General features: G+C 55.7%; 16 protein-coding genes and 1 riboswitch. Of the genes, 2 read left to right on the top strand and 14 right to left on the bottom strand.

The features are described 5' to 3' along the window. Positions 1–297: 297 nt before the first annotated feature. Positions 298–813: a DNA-deoxyinosine glycosylase gene (locus tag ACTTKG_RS04085; protein ID WP_442672980.1), complete on the top strand. Its 516-nt coding sequence runs from the start codon at positions 298–300 to the stop codon at positions 811–813. Positions 814–830: 17 nt separating this feature from the next. On the opposite strand, the gene ACTTKG_RS04080 is transcribed toward ACTTKG_RS04085, so the two are convergent. From ACTTKG_RS04080 to rny, 6 genes are all read right to left on the bottom strand, one after another. Beyond that, positions 831–1,664 carry an Asp23/Gls24 family envelope stress response protein gene (locus tag ACTTKG_RS04080; protein WP_442672979.1) on the bottom strand — a complete coding sequence of 278 codons (834 nt, stop codon included), beginning with the start codon at positions 1,662–1,664 and terminating at the stop codon, positions 831–833. 11 nt (positions 1,665–1,675) lie between these two features. Next, positions 1,676–2,506, bottom strand: a complete 831-nt coding sequence (locus ACTTKG_RS04075; protein ID WP_442672978.1) for a PHP domain-containing protein — start codon at positions 2,504–2,506, stop codon at positions 1,676–1,678. A gap of 36 nt (positions 2,507–2,542) precedes the next feature. Further along, positions 2,543–2,803, bottom strand: a complete 261-nt coding sequence (locus ACTTKG_RS04070) for a stage V sporulation protein S (protein ID WP_442672977.1) — start codon at positions 2,801–2,803, stop codon at positions 2,543–2,545. Positions 2,804–2,921: 118 nt separating this feature from the next. Then, complete coding sequence (locus ACTTKG_RS04065) at positions 2,922–3,701, bottom strand: TIGR00282 family metallophosphoesterase (RefSeq protein ID WP_442672976.1); 780 nt, start codon at positions 3,699–3,701, stop codon at positions 2,922–2,924. Between the two features lie 125 nt (positions 3,702–3,826). Next, entirely contained in the window at positions 3,827–4,357 is a 531-nt protein-coding gene (locus tag ACTTKG_RS04060; protein WP_442672975.1) for a hypothetical protein, read from the bottom strand. Positions 4,358–4,461: 104 nt separating this feature from the next. Then, on the bottom strand, positions 4,462–6,006 hold the full coding sequence (rny, locus tag ACTTKG_RS04055; RefSeq protein ID WP_442672974.1) for a ribonuclease Y: 1,545 nt from the start codon (positions 6,004–6,006) through the stop codon (positions 4,462–4,464). A gap of 257 nt (positions 6,007–6,263) precedes the next feature. Between rny and ACTTKG_RS04050 the strand changes: the two genes are divergently transcribed. Continuing rightward, a complete protein-coding gene (locus tag ACTTKG_RS04050; RefSeq protein WP_442672973.1) occupies positions 6,264–7,292 on the top strand; it encodes an AI-2E family transporter in 1,029 nt (342 codons plus the stop codon). Positions 7,293–7,400: 108 nt separating this feature from the next. Here the strand turns inward: ACTTKG_RS04050 and thiC are convergent, their stop codons facing one another. The 8 genes from thiC to tig form a co-directional block, all read right to left on the bottom strand. Next, positions 7,401–8,708, bottom strand: coding sequence for a phosphomethylpyrimidine synthase ThiC (gene thiC / locus ACTTKG_RS04045; RefSeq protein ID WP_442672972.1), 1,308 nt, complete (start codon positions 8,706–8,708; stop codon positions 7,401–7,403). Between the two features lie 102 nt (positions 8,709–8,810). After that, a riboswitch (TPP riboswitch) is annotated at positions 8,811–8,914 on the bottom strand. Between the two features lie 42 nt (positions 8,915–8,956). After that, complete coding sequence (ahbB, locus tag ACTTKG_RS04040; protein WP_442672971.1) at positions 8,957–9,472, bottom strand: siroheme decarboxylase subunit beta; 516 nt, start codon at positions 9,470–9,472, stop codon at positions 8,957–8,959. A 12-nt stretch (positions 9,473–9,484) separates the two neighbouring features. Continuing rightward, positions 9,485–9,937, bottom strand: a complete 453-nt coding sequence (gene ahbA / locus ACTTKG_RS04035) for a siroheme decarboxylase subunit alpha (RefSeq protein ID WP_442672970.1) — start codon at positions 9,935–9,937, stop codon at positions 9,485–9,487. A gap of 50 nt (positions 9,938–9,987) precedes the next feature. Then, positions 9,988–10,644, bottom strand: coding sequence for a ribosome biogenesis GTP-binding protein YihA/YsxC (yihA, locus tag ACTTKG_RS04030; protein ID WP_442672969.1), 657 nt, complete (start codon positions 10,642–10,644; stop codon positions 9,988–9,990). Beyond that, a complete protein-coding gene (gene lon / locus ACTTKG_RS04025; protein ID WP_442672968.1) occupies positions 10,601–12,934 on the bottom strand; it encodes an endopeptidase La in 2,334 nt (777 codons plus the stop codon). The genes yihA and lon overlap by 44 nt, the downstream gene beginning before the upstream one ends. A gap of 63 nt (positions 12,935–12,997) precedes the next feature. Then, on the bottom strand, positions 12,998–14,269 hold the full coding sequence (clpX, locus tag ACTTKG_RS04020) for an ATP-dependent Clp protease ATP-binding subunit ClpX (RefSeq protein ID WP_442672967.1): 1,272 nt from the start codon (positions 14,267–14,269) through the stop codon (positions 12,998–13,000). An 11-nt stretch (positions 14,270–14,280) separates the two neighbouring features. Then, positions 14,281–14,889, bottom strand: coding sequence for an ATP-dependent Clp endopeptidase proteolytic subunit ClpP (gene clpP, locus ACTTKG_RS04015; RefSeq protein WP_442672981.1), 609 nt, complete (start codon positions 14,887–14,889; stop codon positions 14,281–14,283). A gap of 51 nt (positions 14,890–14,940) precedes the next feature. After that, positions 14,941–16,230, bottom strand: a complete 1,290-nt coding sequence (tig, locus tag ACTTKG_RS04010) for a trigger factor (protein WP_442672966.1) — start codon at positions 16,228–16,230, stop codon at positions 14,941–14,943. Positions 16,231–16,405 lie beyond the last annotated feature (175 nt).

Below are 16,405 nucleotides of genomic sequence, written 5' to 3'. Positions count from 1 at the left end.
ATTGGATGTATGCTATAATATAGGCGGTGCTACTACAACGGTGGCGGTCGATTCTTAGCCCTCGAATGGGGGTGCTGCTTATGGAACTGTACGATTTCTTGTCGTTCGTTTTCCTCGTAACGATTTGCGTCGTTGCATTAAAGGCAAAATAAGAATACCCCGCCTGCAGCTCACAACTTAGGCGGGGATTCTCCTACTAAGGTTTAGGGGCTGACCGTTACCAGTAGCACCCTTTCTACGCCCATTATACGACGCAAAGGCAGATTCGTCAAATTCCAATGCAAAGGAGACTTCCTCATGCCCGCTTCTCCCTTCACCTGCGTCGGCTTTTTGCCGAGCATCGACGAGAGATGCACGCATATCATCCTCGGCTCAATGCCGGGCGCGGCATCGCTCAAGGCGCAGCAATATTACGCGCATCCGCAGAATCGCTTCTGGCGGCTCATGGCGTATCTTTTGGAGGGCGGCGAGCCGCCGCAGGGCTATGCGGCGCGGCTTCAGATGCTGCTCCGCCACCATATCGCGCTTTGGGATTCCATCGCCTCATGCGAGCGCGAAGGCAGCTTGGATGCGGCAATTCGAGAGGTGAAGCCCAACGATTTTTCCGCGCTTCTCGCGCGCTATCCGCGTCTTTCGACCTTCTGCCTGAACGGCGGCAAAGCCGCCGCAATCTTTCGCAGCGCTAACAAATCTCTGTTGAAGCGCACAGATCTCATCTTTCACACGCTCCCCTCGACGAGCGCCGCCAATGCACGCTGGCGCTTCGACGATCTCAAACGCGCATGGAGAGAGGCTCTTCCCATCGACCATTAAGGGGAAGAGCCTCTTTGCTATGCTTCGATATAAAGCGCCTGCACCATGATGTCAACTTCGCGCACGAAAAGCCCCGTCATATACTCGACCTTCGTGCGCACGCGCTGCTGCGTTTCCTTGATGAGCGTTGGGATATGGCTGCCGTAGGTCAGCACAACGGAACAGGAAATCTCAAGACCGCGATCCTCGTCACCCTTCCAGATATGGCGCACGCGCACGGCGCCGACCTTCGAGATGTAATCCTTCTCATGCATGATGCGCACGACCATCTCGCGGATTGCCAAATCGTCGATAATGAGCTTGCCGTAATAGCTGAATACCGGACGCACGATGGACTTCTCGCCGAGTTTGCGGCGGCGTGTGCGGCTGCGGCGGAAGAAGGATTGGATGGGATCAATGAGAAAGCCCGACGCATGGGGCTTTAGCTCAATCGTCGGCACAGGAATGATGTGCTTCCCCTGCTTCAGTCGGCTGTCGCGCGCTTTCTGCATCTCACGCTGCGTCGCGATGTCCTCGATATGGATGATCTGCTCGATCGTCGGCAGCTTGAGGATGTGCGCGATCTTGTAGACCATGTTCTCAGAGGTTCCCAAGATGAGGATGCGATGCGGTCTGCACTCAGCGATGGCGGCGCGTACATCGTCCGCATGTCCGGGAAGCGTAAAGATGGCACGGCGCACTGCCATGATCTTGCTCTTTTCCATCTTGGCGGAAGAGCCTGCGACGATCTTGCCGTCCTTAATCAGGATGCCGTCATCAATGATGGCATCCGCCTGATGCTGATGCGCCACAAGCAAGGCGCGGTGGCTCTTGCCGGTGCCGCTCGGGCCTACGAATGCTATGACGTCCATATCTTTCTCTCCTAAAAATTCATCGTCGGCTTATACAGCTTCTCCGCAAACGAATCTTCAACCGTGAAAATGCCAAGCTCCGGCGGATAACGCGAAGCGAAGCCGTGGAAATCCGAGCCGCCCGTCACGAGCAGATGACGGCGCTCTGCCATGCCGATGTAGCGCTGCGTATCGACCGTGTCGTGCTGCGGATAAAACGCCTCGACCCCCTCGATGCCGAGATCGAGCACATGCTCTACGAGTGCATCGTCGCCGACGAGCTTCGGATGCGCAAGGACCGGCGTACCGCCCGCGCCCTTGATGAGCGCGATGATTTCCTCCGGCTCCAAGCGATAGTGTGAAACATACGCAGGGCATCCCTTGGAAAGCACCGCATCGAACGCCTCGCGCACACTGGAAAAAAAGCCCTTGCTCACGAGCGCACGTCCGATATGTGAGCGACTGATGGATTTGCTCGTGCCTGCGATCTTCAGCACATCCGTTTCTGTAATGCCGTAGCCAAGTTCCTGCAGCTTTTCCACCATCTCGGCAAATCGGCTCCATCGAGCCTCGCCCACATCATTCAATCGTTCGAGGAGATCGCGGCGATAGATGTCAACATTGTAGCCGAGGATATGGATTTCCCGCTTTTCATGATGGGCGCTGAACTCAATGCCCGGTATGATGCCGATACCCTTCGCCGGCAGAAGCCCTTCTTCATAGAGATGCGTGACACCGTCAACGGTATCGTGATCCGTGATTGCGATGTAGCGAAGCCCTGCTGCCTTCGCCGCCGCCACCAGCTCTTCCGGCGTCATCTGTCCATCGGAATATGACGTATGCGTATGTAAATCGCTCGACACTAGAACCCCACTCCCTTGCTGAACCCACGCAGAGCCTCAACGCGGCTCCACGATAAGTTTGATGGCCGTACGCCCTTCGCCGTCGATTTCGATGTCGGTAAAGGCGGGAACACAGACGAGATCTATGCCGTGCGGAGCGACAAAGCCGCGCGCAATAGCAATCGCCTTGACCGCTTGATTCAAAGCGCCCGCCCCGACCGCCTGCATCTCAGCGGCTCCCGAGCCGCGAACGACGCCCGCCAAAGCCCCCGCGACAGCATTCGGATTCGATCGTGCCGAAACCTTCAAGACCTCCATAATCGTCTTCCCTCCTAAAACTCTCTGCAGTTTCTTTCTGCCGATTCAGATTTTTCATTCATATACAATCTATATGAAACTTTATCTTCCCTATTCTATACAAAAGGGAAAACTCCTGCTAATCCACCGTTTTCATAACGCGCTCGATAGATCGCGTCCGATTCGTCGCATCATCAATCTCAACGATGACGGCGCAATAGACGCGAGGACCTTCCGCCACCTCAAATCGTACGGGGCGGCACGTCGTGAATTTCTCCAGCACGCGGTCGACGCGCACGCCGAGCACCGAATCCCACGGCCCTGTCATGCCGAGATCTGTGATATATGCCGTCCCCCCCGGCAAAAGCCGCTCATCCGCCGTCTGCACATGCGTATGCGTGCCGACAACAGCGTTGACACGCCCGTCGAGGTACCAGCCCATCGCCGCTTTCTCAGAAGTCGCTTCCGCATGGAAATCGAGAAAAACAACGTCAGCCTCATCACGAATCTCGCGCAGGATGCCCTCGATCTTTTGAAACGGGCAGTCCATATCCGGCATGAACACACGACCCGACATATTGATGACAGCGATGTTCTTTGCGCGGTAAGGATAAATGCAATAGCCCTTTCCCGGCGCGCCTTCCGGATAATTGGCAGGGCGGATGAGAAAAGGCTCATCATCAATGAACTCCAAAACATCCTTCTTATCCCAGACATGGTTGCCCGATGTCACAATATCGGCGCCCCCATGATACAGCGCATCCAGCGACTTGCGCGTAAAGCCCTTGCCGCCCGCAGAATTTTCACCGTTGACAATGACGACATCCACGGCCTTTTCCCTGCGAAGCGCCGATGTAAGACGACTGAACACCTCTCTTCCCGGTCTGCCGCAAACATCTCCAACAAGCATGACTCTCAAAACATAACCACCTTTCGTGCAAACAGCACAAATTTTGTGGACACGTTCTCATACTCACGCGCCGTTTATAAAGCGACAGGCGACACTTCCTGCCGCCTGCACCCTGTTCCATTTTTCCTGCCGGTTTACTTATTGAACACCATGACGCGGCCTTCCTCGCGAATGCCGATCATGCGATCCGCCATGCGGCTTCCCTTGAGACTGCCGATGATATGGTCAATCGCCTCTTCACGCATGAAGTTGTCCTCCTCGTAAGTATCGCGCGTCTGGTCGGAAACGAGTGCATCACCGAAACGCTCGTACATGAGGTCTGCCAAAAGGGCAATTTCACCGCGCGAAAGTGTACGGACATCGCGCAGCACGCGGAAAAACGCCGTATTTCCCTGCCCTTCCAAAGTAAAGTCAATCTCCCCCGGAATCAGTCCCTCAAGATCGTGATATGTGAGGATGCTCTCCTCCAGAAAAGCCGCAGTCTCCTCAAACTCCTGCCGCGGGGGCACCTTTTGCAACGTAAAGGAGAAGTAAAGAGCCTCCTTCTCCGGCTCGTAGCTGACCATGCCGATTTCCGGATAACAGACGAGAATGGACACCAAGAGGTTGATGCCATCCTTGTTCGGCTTCTTCGCACTTCCCATAAATCTGCCCAAAGCAAACACCTCGTTTCCCTAGTCACAGCCAAAATGCACACGACGCCGGCAGGCTCCGTGCTTTCTAAAAAGCGAGGGTGCTGAGAAGCATCCTCCCAACACCCATTATACAACTATTTTGCGTAATCAACAACGCGCGTCTCACGAATGATCGTCGCCTTGATCTGTCCCGGATACTCAAGCTCCGACTCAATCTTCTTGACGATGTCGTGCGCGAGCGCAACCGATGCGACATCGTCAACCTTCTCGGGCTTGACCATCACACGCACCTCGCGCCCCGCCTGAATGGCGAAACAGCTGTCCACACCGTCGAACGACTCGGCGATCTCTTCGAGGCGCGTCAAACGCTTCAGATACGCCTCAAGACTCTCGCGGCGCGCGCCCGGCCTTGCCGCCGAGACAGCGTCTGCCGCCGCAACGAGCACCGCTTCTACCGTCGTCGGCTCCACGTCGCCGTGATGCGCGCTGATCGCGTTGATCACGTCCTTGTGCTCGCGGTACTTCTTCGCAAGATCGGCGCCGATCGTCACGTGTGAACCTTCGACTTCATGATCGACCGCCTTGCCCACATCGTGCAAAAGTCCGCTGCGTTTTGCAAGCATCACATCCGCGCCGATCTCCGACGCCATGACGCTCGCAAGATGTGCGACCTCGATCGAATGATTGAGCACGTTCTGTCCGTAACTCGTGCGGTAGCGCAGACGCCCGAGGAGCTTCACAAGCTCGGGATGAAGCCCGTGCACGCCCGTCTCGAACGTCGCCTGTTCGCCCGCTTCCTTGATGCGCTGATCGACCTCTCGTTTCGCCTTTTCGACCATCTCTTCGATACGCGCCGGATGGATGCGCCCATCCGTGACGAGCTTTTCCAGTGCGATACGAGCCACTTCGCGCCGCACCGGATCAAAGCCGGAGAGTATGACCGCCTCCGGCGTATCGTCAATGATGAAGTCGATGCCCGTCAAGGTTTCGAGTGTGCGGATGTTGCGTCCCTCACGACCGATGATGCGCCCCTTCATTTCGTCATTCGGAAGCGATACGACAGAAACCGTCGTCTCTGCCACCTGATCAGCGGCGCAGCGCTGAATGGCAAGCGAAACAATATCGCGCGCGCGCTTGTCCGCCTCATCTTTCGCCTGCTGCTCATAATCCTTGATCATCATGGCTTTTTCGTGCTTGAGCTCTTCTTCCGCTTCCGACAAGAGCATCGTGCGCGCTTCCTCCGCCGTCAAGCTCGAAATACGCTCCAGCTCTTCCTTCTGCTTGTCGCGAAGCTCATTGATGGACGCCCGCGTGCGGTCGATCTTCGCTTCCTTGCTCAAAAGGACTTCTTCCTTTTTCTCTAGGGAATCGAGCTTGCGGTCGAGATTCTCCTCTTTCTGCACAATGCGGCGTTCCTGCCGCTGCAGCTCGCTGCGGCGATCCTTTGTATCGCGATCAAGCTCCTGGCGGAGCCGATGAATATCTTCCTTCGCCTCAAGCAAAGCCTCTTTCTTGCGAGCTTCGCCCTTGGTCTCCGCTTCGGCAACAATCCGCTTCGCTTCTTCTTCGGCAGAACCGATCTGCGCCTCCGCAGATCTCTTGCGCAGCAGATAACCGCCGCCAATGCCGACGATCAGCGAGAGAATGACCGCCAAAAGTATTTCAATGATAACTAACACCCCCTAGTTTGTATAAGAATCGCTGAACGACTCCGTTTTCCCTTAAATTTATCTTGTGATAGTGCGTGGCTGAAAACTATACTTTCCTATTGTATGATGTTTCCCATGTCCTGTCAAGAATTATCCTCTAAAGTTCCCTTAAAGACCTAGTTTCAGATATAATTTCATTGATTTTCAAAGAAAACTCTTTTCTGCCGATATTCATGCAGGATTTTCCGCCGCGCTCGATAAATATAACGATAAAAGGGGGATATACCATGCACTTGACAAACTACCGCACATCCATCATCTTAGGCGTCACCTTCACGCTTCTGCTCTCGGCATTTTGGTTCTTTCCGGATCTCGCTTTCATCATCTTCCTCTCTCTCCTCCTGCAGCTTCTCCTTCAGCCGCCCGTCGATTTTTTGCAGCGCAAAAGAGTGCCGCGCGTCCTTGCGGCGGGTCTCGTCGTCATCGGATTCATCGCGCTCCTCGCAGGGCTGCTCGTTCTCTTATCGCTCTCCTTCTTCCCCACCTTCCGCAGCTTTATCGCCGACTTGCCAAATATCACCCTGAGCCTGCAAAACATCCCCTTCGTTTCCGAATCCGACTTGCTGCGCGGCGAACTCAACGACATCCTCGTCAATTTACGCAGTCTGGGTGCAGAACTGCTGAAATCCTCACTCACGTTTCTCTTGGAAGCCTTCGGAAAATTCATGGCATTCGTCATCATTATCTTCGTGACCTTCTATCTTCTCAAAGACGGAAAGAGCATAAAAGTATGGCTTGCCGGACTATTCCCGCAAACCTCTCGGAGACGTGTTCTCAACCTCTTCAACGACATCCTGCGCGCTCTGCGCGTCTACATCTTCAGCCAGATCATCATGTGTACCATCACAAGCGTCGTCGTATTCTTCTACTTCGAACTTATGGGGCTCCCTTACGCCTCTGTCTTCGCTTTTCTCTCCGGGCTGGGCGAATTCGTCCCCGTACTCGGTCCGACTGCCGCTTCGGCGTTCGGTGTCTTTCTGACCGCCACCGAATCGCGCGGGCTCGTGCTCCAAACCGTCCTTTTCTACGTCGTACTGACGCAGATCAATCACAACTTCGTCTATCCGACGCTCATCGGCAAGTCCCTGAATCTGCATCCTGTAGCCATCATCTTGGGCGTCATCTTCGGCGGCGAAATCCTCGGTCCCGCCGGCATGTTCCTCGCCGTCCCCTTCATCGTCATCGTAAAGCTCGTGATCGCCGACATTTACCGCGATCAGCAGGAAACGGGACGGCAAAATGAAGAAGAGGCGTAAGGAGCGCCTAGCACGGATAAAACTTCATTTTATCCGCTTATCGGCGTCTTATACGATATGCACAGGAAAAGAGCCTGCCGCAAAGTACGGCAGGCTCTTTTCCTATCCTCAATCGCAAACCCCGGCGACAGGCTGATCGAAATACTTCTGAATGATTTCCACCGCGCAGTAGTCGCCGCACATGGAACAAGCGCCTTCCCCCGCATCGTTTCTCGCCTCACGGCGCGCTCTCGCGCGGGCGGGGTCGATGGCAAGCGCGAGCTGTGCATCCCAGTCGAGAACCTTCCTCGCTTCTGCCATCTTCCTGTCCCACTCCGCTGCACCGGGCACTCCCTTGACGATGTCCGCTGCATGTGCAGCGATGCGGCTCGTGATCACACCGTCGTGTACATCATCCAACGTCGGCAGGCACAGATGTTCGGCGGGCGTCACATAGCAGAGGAAATCTGCTCCGCTCACGGCGGCGAGCGTGCCGCCGATCGCCGCCGTGATATGATCGTAGCCCGGCGCGACGTCCGTCACCAAAGGACCGAGAACATAGAACGGCGCATTATGGCATAGCCGCTTTTCGAGCTTCATATTCGCTGCGATCTGATCGAACGGCATGTGCCCCGGGCCTTCGACCATGACCTGTACGCCGCGCTTCCATGCGCGGTCAACGAGTGCGCCGAGATTCACGAGTTCCGTGATCTGCGCACGATCCGTCGCATCGGCAAGACAGCCGGGACGCAGACCGTCGCCCAAGCTGATCGTCGAATCGTACTTCTCGCAGATATCGAGGATATCGTCAAAATGCGTGTAGAGAGGATTTTCCTTCTCATTGTAAAGCATCCAGCCCGTGATGAAAGAGCCGCCGCGACTCACGACGTCCATGACGCGTCCCTCTTCGCGCAGGTTGCGCACGGCTTCGAGCGTCAAGCCGCAGTGCAGCGTCATGAAGTCCGCGCCGTCCTTCGCCTGCCGCTCAATCGTCTGCAAGATGTCATCCGCTGTCATCTCGACCACGGCGCCGCGCTTCTTGATCGCCGTGACCGTCGCTTCATAAAGCGGCACCGTGCCGACCATGACAGGCGAATGAGCGATGATGCGCCGCCTCGACTCGTCGATGTTGTTGCCCGTCGAAAGATCCATGACGGCGTCCGCGCCTGAGCGCACGGCTTCGTCGAGCTTTTCCAGCTCCGGCGCAATGTCGGGAAATGTACTCGACGTGCCGATGTTCGCATTGACCTTCGTGCGCAGCCCCTCGCCGACGCCGGCAGGCTTCAGCCCCGCATGATTCACATTGGCGCAGATCGCAACCGTTCCTTTCGCCACATGCGCACGAATCGTTTCCGCGTCCACCTGCTCCATCTCAGCCACCTGCCGCATGGCATCGGTGATCTTTCCTTCTCTTGCATACTGCATCTGCGTTGCCATAAGATCCCTCCATACGGACGGCAAACGCCGCCCCAATCGACGAATCCACGACAGAGCGCAAGAAAAAGAGCCGCCCGCAAAGCCCGGCAGCTCCCCAAAAATCTGCAGAAACCACCACTTCCCTACGCAGGTATTAACCAAACAGGTTCCAAGGGTCGGCTCCGTCGCACGAAAGCCTCTCAGCAAATGCTCCCCCAGTGGATTCATATTCATCTGACAGTCTTATTGTAGCATGAAAGTTCAAGAAGTCAAGCCTGCAGGACGCAGTCAGACGGACAGACATCTTCATCCTCGCAGAAATAGCGCATACTCGTTTTCTTCCATTCCTTGACAGAATAGAGCATGACGCGCTCACTGAGATCACACTCGGCAGCAATTGTATCGGCGATCTCCTCGCACTCGGTGCGGCTCTTCGCGTGAATCATCGTGTAGACGTTGTACGGCCAATCCTCTGCGGTGTCGCGGTCATAACAATGCGATACCGCAGGGTTTTCGCACATACATCGCGCGACCGCATCCATGCGTGCGGGCGGCACGACCCAAGCGCACAGGACATTCGCCGTGAATCCCGCAGCGCGGTGCTGAAGGACCGCCCCCATCTTGCGGATCTGCCCGTTTTCCTTCAAACGGCATAGGCGGCGCAGCAGTTCTGCCTCTTCGACGCCGACTATGGCGGCGATTTCCTTGTACGGCTCTTCTACGAGCGGAAAATCCCCCTGCATGGCGCGTATGATCTTCTTGTCGATTTCATCGAGCATTTCCATCGCAGCACCCCCTTATCCGAGCTTGAATTGTACGTTGACCTTATACTTCTTGTGCGAGGCGAGATTCAACAAAGCCTCGACGCCGGGCAGATTGCGGATCTCCGCAAGAATCCTGCGGCGCATCTCTTCATTCGGCGTAAGCAGCGTGAACCATAGGTTGTATTTTCCCTCACGCTCATAGTTGTGCGTCGCGCCCACATGGCGGTTCACCGCCTCAGCCACGCGCTTCATCGCTTCGGGTTTCACGCGAAGCGCCACGAGCGTGCCGCGATAGCCCATCTTCGCCGAGTCGAAAAACGGCCCGATACGGCGCAGATACCCTTGCGCCTTGAGTTCCTTCACGCGCGAAAGAACGGTCTTTTCATCTGCCTCCAAGCCTTGCGCCAAGTCAGCAAAAGGCCGGCTGCTGATGGGCAAGCCGGCCTGCAAGACGTTGAGAAGCTTCTTGTCAAAAGCTGTCAACATATTTTCACCCTCATTTTCTCCGGGGAAGTTTTGGCAATACACCCTTTCGCTCATTCTATCAGAACATTTGCTATCACGTCAAGCAATTCTGAACGCCCTTCATTTTTCACTGAAGAATACGGCAGAATATCCAGCTCCGCAACGCCGAGCGCCTTTCGCATGACGGTGATGCTCTTCTTCTGCTCGTTGCGGCTCAGCTTGTCCGCCTTCGTCGCGACGACGAGCACAGGCAGCCCCTTCGCCACGAGCCATTGGAACATCTCAATATCCGACGTCATCGGTTCGTGGCGAATGTCCATGAGCTGGCAAACAAACTGCAAATCCTCGCTGTGCAAAAGATATGCTTCGATGAAGCGCGACCACACCTTGCGCTTGCTCTTCGCCGTTCGCGCGTAGCCGTACCCCGGCAGATCGACAAGGTAGAAGTCGCGCCGCTCCGCTTCGCCCTCGATCTTCGCGCCAAGTTCGTAAAAGTTGATCGTCTGCGTCTTGCCGGGCTGCCCCGAGACGCGAGCAAGATTTTTTGTGCGTGCAAGCGAGTTGATGAGCGACGATTTGCCGACGTTCGAGCGTCCGATGAAGACGATCTCCTTGCGTCTTACTTCGGGATACTGCTCTTTTTTCACGGCGGAGGCGATGTATTTTCCCTGTGTGATCGTGACCTTATCCAGTGTGTGCGCCTCCCTTTTGCGGCACAAGCGCCTCAAGGAGCACCTCATCCATCGTTTCTACGGGTACGAAAACGAGTTTTTCCCGCACTTCCTGCGGGATGTCCTCGATGTCGCGCTCGTTCTCTTTCGGCAAAACGATACGTTTCATGCCCTCGCGGTACGCCGCCAGAACCTTTTCCTTCAAACCGCCGATGGGCAGAACGCGACCGCGCAGCGTAATCTCGCCCGTCATGGCGACGTCGCTTCTGACCTTTCGCCCCGTCAACGCCGAGATCATCGCCGTCGCCATCGTGATGCCCGCAGACGGTCCATCCTTTGGGATCGCGCCTTCGGGCAGATGGATGTGGATGTCGCGCTTCTCATAGAAGTCTGCATCAATACCGAACACATTTTGTCGGCTGCGGATATAGGAAAGTCCCGCACGCGCCGACTCCTGCATGACGTCACCGAGCTGACCTGTCAAGATCAGCTTGCCCTTGCCCGCGAGCACCGTGACTTCCGTCGGCAGGATATCGCCACCGACCTCCGTCCACGCCATGCCCGTCGCCACGCCAATCTCAGGCTTCTTCTCCGCCTTCTTCCTAAGGAACTTCGGTCGTTCCAAGAAGGCTGCGAGATTCTTCTCCGTCACACGCACCGCTTTTTTCTCACCCTCGACGATGAGCCGCGCCGCCTTGCGGCATACGTGCCCGATCGTGCGTTCAAGCTCACGCACGCCCGATTCGCGTGTGTACTCGACGATCATCTTCTCGACGACGCCCTCGCCGAATCGCAGGTCACGCGCCTTCAGACCGTTCGCCGCACGCTGGCGTCCGATGAGATAGCGCTTGGCGATCTCCAGCTTCTCCTGCTCCGTATAGCTCGAAAGCGTGATGATCTCCATGCGGTCGCGCAGCGCACGCGGGATATTCGCCAGACTGTTTGCCGTGACGATCCAAAGAACTTCGGAGAGGTCGAAGGGCAGCTCGACGTAATGATCGCTGAACGTCGAGTTCTGCGCGGGATCGAGCACTTCGAGGAGCGCCGCCGAAGGGTCGCCCTTGTAATCCATAGCGATCTTATCCACCTCGTCGAGCAGGAATACGGGATTCTTCGTGCCCGCCTTGCGCAGCCCTTCCATGATGCGCCCCGGCATCGCACCGACGTAGGTGCGGCGATGTCCGCGAATCTCCGCTTCATCACGAATGCCGCCCAACGATGCACGCACGAACTTCCTGCCCGTCGCACGCGCCACGGAACTTGCCAGAGACGTCTTGCCGACGCCCGGCGGGCCGACGAGGCACAAAATCGGCGCGTGCTGCTCTTTCGTGAGCTGATGGACGGCGAGGTATTCGAGGATGCGTTCCTTGACCTTCTTGAGTCCGTAGTGATCCGCATCCAAGACAGCTTCCGCCGCCTTGATGTCAATGTTGTCCTCCGATAAGATCGTCCACGGCAGTTCAAGCAAAGTTTCAATGTAGGTGCGTATGACGCCCATCTCGGCGGACATGCTCGCCTGTCCTTCCATGCGATGAATTTCCTTCTCGATCGCCTTCTGCACGTCCTCGGGATAGCCGCCTTCAGCGAGCTTCTTGCGGTACGCTTCGATATCCGCCGCCTTGTCGTCCTCGTCACCCAGCTCTTTTTGAATCGCCTTGATTTGCTCGCGCAGGTAATAGTCCTTCTGAATCTTTTCCATCTGTTTGCGCACGCGCATACCGATTTTGCGCTCCATTTCCAGCACTTCAAGCTCACGCGCCAAAATCTTATAAAGGAGTTCCATGCGGCTCTTGATGTTGACTTGCTCCAAAAGCGCCTGCCGATCTTCGAGCTTGAGATTCAAATGACTCGCGATGAGATCGCCCAAGCGGCCCCCATCGTCGAGAATCGCCACGGAAACGAGTGTTTCCGCAGGAATTTTTTTACTGATCTTCACCCACTGCTCGAACTCATGCACGACAGCGCGTGTCAGCGCCTCCATTTCCATAGACTCCTCGACGACCTCGGCATACTCGGCGACCGCTACTTCAGCGAATTTTTCAAGCTCCTCGTAGCCTTCGATCACAGCCCGCTTCTGTCCTTCGACAAGCACGCGCAAGGCGCCGCCCGGCAGCTTCAAAAGCTGACGCACCTCGGCGATTGTACCGACGCTGTAGAGATCCTGTTCGCCCGGCTCATCGGTCTCAGCATTCTTTTGCGCCACGAGCAGAATCTGACGGTCACGCACCATCGCTTCCTCCAATGCCGCCACGGAACGATCCCTGCCGACATCGAGATGGATGATCATGAAGGGAAACACGATCATTCCCCGCAGAGGCAGGAGCGGCAGCCTACGCAGTTCCGACATAAACAATCCTCCTTAAAGATAGCAAAAAAGGACGCTGCTTGCCGCAGCGTCCCCCTTCGATGCTCAAGCTGATGCTTCCTTATCCACGCTCTTCGCCTTTGCCTTGTCAATCGTCAGTACAGGATCTTTCTTGTCCGAGATGACTTCCTTTGTGACGCGACAGTGCGAAGCTCCATCAACAGACGGCACTTCATACATGACGTTTCGCATGATGCTCTCGATGATTGAGCGCAGGCCGCGCGCCCCCGTCTTTCGCTTCAAGGCTTCCTTCGCGATCAGATGGAGCGCCGCTTCGTCGAAGTCGAGCTTCACGCCGTCCATCTCCAAGAGCTTCTGATACTGCTTGACAAGCGCGTTCTTCGGCTCAGTCAAGATGCGCACAAGCGTTCCTTCGCCGAGCGCTTCAAGGGTCACGACGATCGGAAGTCTCCCGATGAACTCTGGAATCAAGCCGTTCTTCAGCAAATCTTCCGGCAGGATGTGGCGCAGTGTCTCCCCGATATTGCGCTCCACCTTCGAGGCGATCTCAGCGCCGAATCCCATATTCTTCTTGCCCATACGCGCTTCGATGATCTTCTCGATGCCATCGAAAGCGCCGCCGCAGAGGAACAAAATGTTCGTCGTGTCGATCTGTATAAGCTCTTGATGCGGATGCTTGCGCCCGCCCTGCGGCGGCACGGAAGCCACGGTACCTTCCAAGATCTTCAAAAGCGCCTGCTGCACGCCCTCGCCTGAAACATCGCGCGTGATGGACGGATTCTCCGACTTGCGCGCGATCTTATCGATCTCGTCGATGTAAATGATGCCTTTCTCCGCTTTCTCTACATCGTAGTCCGCCGCTTGTATAAGCTTCAAGAGGATGTTCTCCACATCCTCTCCCACATAGCCGGCTTCTGTCAAGGAAGTCGCGTCTGCAATGGCAAACGGCACATTGAGGATCTTGGCAAGCGTCTGAGCCAAGAGCGTCTTGCCGCTGCCCGTCGGACCGATCATCAGAATATTCGACTTCTGCAGCTCGACCTCGTCCGTCTTCCCCTGCGTACGGTTGATTCGCTTGTAGTGGTTGTAGACGGCAACAGCAAGCGACTTCTTCGCTTCCTCTTGCCCAATCACGTATTGATCGAGGATCTGGCGAATCTCCTTCGGTTTCGGCACATCTTTAAGCTCGACTTCGATATCTTCGCTGAATTCTTCCTCAATGATCTCGTTGCAAAGCTCGATACACTCATCACAGATGTAGACGCCGGGGCCTGCCACGAGCTTTCTGACCTGCTCCTGCGACTTGCCGCAGAAGGAACACTTAAGCTGCCCCTTCTCATCCCCAAACTTCAACATGATACCACCTCTTAGTCCTTGGGCTTCTCAATCTTGACAGGACGCGTGATGACCTCGTCGATGAGGCCGTATTCCTTCGCCTCCTCTGCCGTCATGAAGTTGTCACGCTCCGTATCGGCGATGAGTTTTTCACGTGGCTGCCCCGTATGCTTGGCGAGGATGTCGTTTCCTACCTCTCTGAGACGCAGGATCTCCTTCGCCTGGATCTGGATGTCCGTCGACTGTCCCTGTGCGCCGCCCAAAGGCTGATGAATCATAATGCGCGCTAAAGGAAGCGCATAGCGCTTGCCCTTCGCTCCTGCCGTCAGCAGAAGCGAACCCATGCTCGCCGCCTGCCCGATGCAGATCGTCGAAACATCGGGACGGATATACTGCATCGTATCGTAGATGGCAAGACCTGCCGTCACGACGCCACCCGGGCTGTTAATATAAAGATGAATGTCCTTGTCAGGATCTTCGGATTCAAGAAAAAGGAGCTGTGCGACGACGACGTTCGCCACATTGTCGTCGATCGGTCCGCCGACAAAGACGATGCGGTCTTTCAAGAGGCGCGAGTAAATATCGTATGCACGCTCTCCGCGGTTCGACCGCTCAACCACCATGGGAACATAACTGTTCATATAGCTGTTCATGCTATCCCCCCGTTTAGACCGACATTACCGAAGCGGAAATCACTTCGCGGCATTGTCCAAAATGAACTGCGATGTTTTCTTTCTGAGAACCGTCGTCATGAGATCGCCGATGCGCCCCTGTTCCTTGACGACCTTTCTGACCTGCGCCGGCGTCGCGCCATAAGCCACAGCCATCGCCGCGACTTCAGCATCGAGATCCTTGCCGTCGACCTTGATCCCTTCCGCCTTCGCTACGGCTTCAAGCATGAGATCCGTCTTGACATTCTCCTCCGCCGTTTTTTTATACTGTTCACGAATCTGGTTGAGATCGGTGCCGGCGTACTGCAAATACTGCTCCAGACGCATACCCTGCTGCTCAAGGCGCATCGCCATTTCCTGAATCATCATCGTCACACGGTTTTCGATCATGATCGCAGGGATGTCAACCGTGATGTTCTCCGTCGCTTTCTCGATGACGGCGACATTATAATCATTATCCGCTTTCTGCTGCGCTGCATGTTCCAAGTTCTTGCGGATATCGGCGCGAAGCTCCTCGACGGTCTGGAACTTGCTGACCTTCTTGGCGAAATCGTCATCAAGCTCGGGCATCTGCCGCTCTTTGATGCTGTGAATCTTGCACTCGAACTTCGCAGGCTTGCCGGCGAGTTCCTTCGAATGATACTCCTCGGGGAATGTCACGTTTACATCGCGCGCATCGCCGACCTTCATGCCGATGAGCTGATCCTCAAAGCCGGGGATGAAGCGATTCGAGCCGATTTCCAGGGGATAATCCTTGCCTTCACCGCCCTCGAAAGCCTTTTCCTCAACAAAGCCTTTGAAATCGAGCGTCACGAGATCCCCCGTCTTGACCTCTGCACCTTCAGCAGCGTCAACCATCTGACTGCGGCGGCGGCGCATACTCTCGATTTCCTTATCAACGTCCTCGTCCGTGACTTCTTCGACCTTCTTCTCAACCTTGAGACCCTTGTACTCGCCGAGCGCGACCTCAGGTTTCGCCGTGAAGCGCGCCTTGAACACGACGTCTTTGTCGGATTCGAGCGTCACAACCTCGATGTCGGGGCGCGAAACGGGCGACATGTCCTGCTCTTCCAAAGCATCGCCAAACGCCTGATCCGCGACAGACTCAAACGCCGTATCAAGAATCGCCTGCTTGCCCACGCGCTGCTCGATGATGTGGCGCGGCGCCTTGCCCTTGCGGAACCCCGGAATGCTCACGCGATTCGCAAGGTCCTTGCAAGCCTTTGCTTCCGCCTTTTTCAAGACGTCCGCTTCTACCTCTATTGTCAGAACGACTTCGTGATTGTCCATCTTCTCTGCGGTAGCCTTCATGATATAAGATAACCTCCTAAAGTATTCCTTCATTTGATGTTTTTATGGGGGAACGCAGAGAATCCCTCTCCAACCCCATTTTGCCATACTAACCATGATACCATACTCAAATGGGAAATACAAGCACTTTGCCCAATGTCCCATAAAAGGGACGATTGCAAGTTTAATTGCCGCA

Origin of the sequence: Selenomonas sp., from assembly GCF_052169755.1 — a bacterium.
GTDB lineage: Bacteria > Bacillota > Negativicutes > Selenomonadales > Selenomonadaceae > Selenomonas.
Note: the sequence above shows the minus strand (reverse complement) of the source record. Positions and strands in the feature narration are given on the sequence as shown.

What these genes read in the sequence shown, in the direction of transcription:
- ACTTKG_RS04080 (WP_442672979.1), bottom strand. Translation starts at nt 1,664, where the DNA reads ATGGACGTCATAGCATTCGTAGGCCCGAGCGGCACCGGCAAGAGCCAC.
- lon (WP_442672968.1), bottom strand. Translation starts at nt 12,934, where the DNA reads ATGTCGGAACTGCGTAGGCTGCCGCTCCTGCCTCTGCGGGGAATGATC.
- ACTTKG_RS04070 (WP_442672977.1), bottom strand. Translation starts at nt 2,803, where the DNA reads ATGGAGGTCTTGAAGGTTTCGGCACGATCGAATCCGAATGCTGTCGCG.
- ACTTKG_RS04085 (WP_442672980.1), top strand. Translation starts at nt 298, where the DNA reads ATGCCCGCTTCTCCCTTCACCTGCGTCGGCTTTTTGCCGAGCATCGAC.
- ahbA (WP_442672970.1), bottom strand. Translation starts at nt 9,937, where the DNA reads ATGTTGACAGCTTTTGACAAGAAGCTTCTCAACGTCTTGCAGGCCGGC.
- clpP (WP_442672981.1), bottom strand. Translation starts at nt 14,889, where the DNA reads ATGAACAGTTATGTTCCCATGGTGGTTGAGCGGTCGAACCGCGGAGAG.
- ahbB (WP_442672971.1), bottom strand. Translation starts at nt 9,472, where the DNA reads ATGGAAATGCTCGATGAAATCGACAAGAAGATCATACGCGCCATGCAG.
- tig (WP_442672966.1), bottom strand. Translation starts at nt 16,230, where the DNA reads ATGAAGGCTACCGCAGAGAAGATGGACAATCACGAAGTCGTTCTGACA.
- thiC (WP_442672972.1), bottom strand. Translation starts at nt 8,708, where the DNA reads ATGGCAACGCAGATGCAGTATGCAAGAGAAGGAAAGATCACCGATGCC.
- clpX (WP_442672967.1), bottom strand. Translation starts at nt 14,269, where the DNA reads ATGTTGAAGTTTGGGGATGAGAAGGGGCAGCTTAAGTGTTCCTTCTGC.
- ACTTKG_RS04050 (WP_442672973.1), top strand. Translation starts at nt 6,264, where the DNA reads ATGCACTTGACAAACTACCGCACATCCATCATCTTAGGCGTCACCTTC.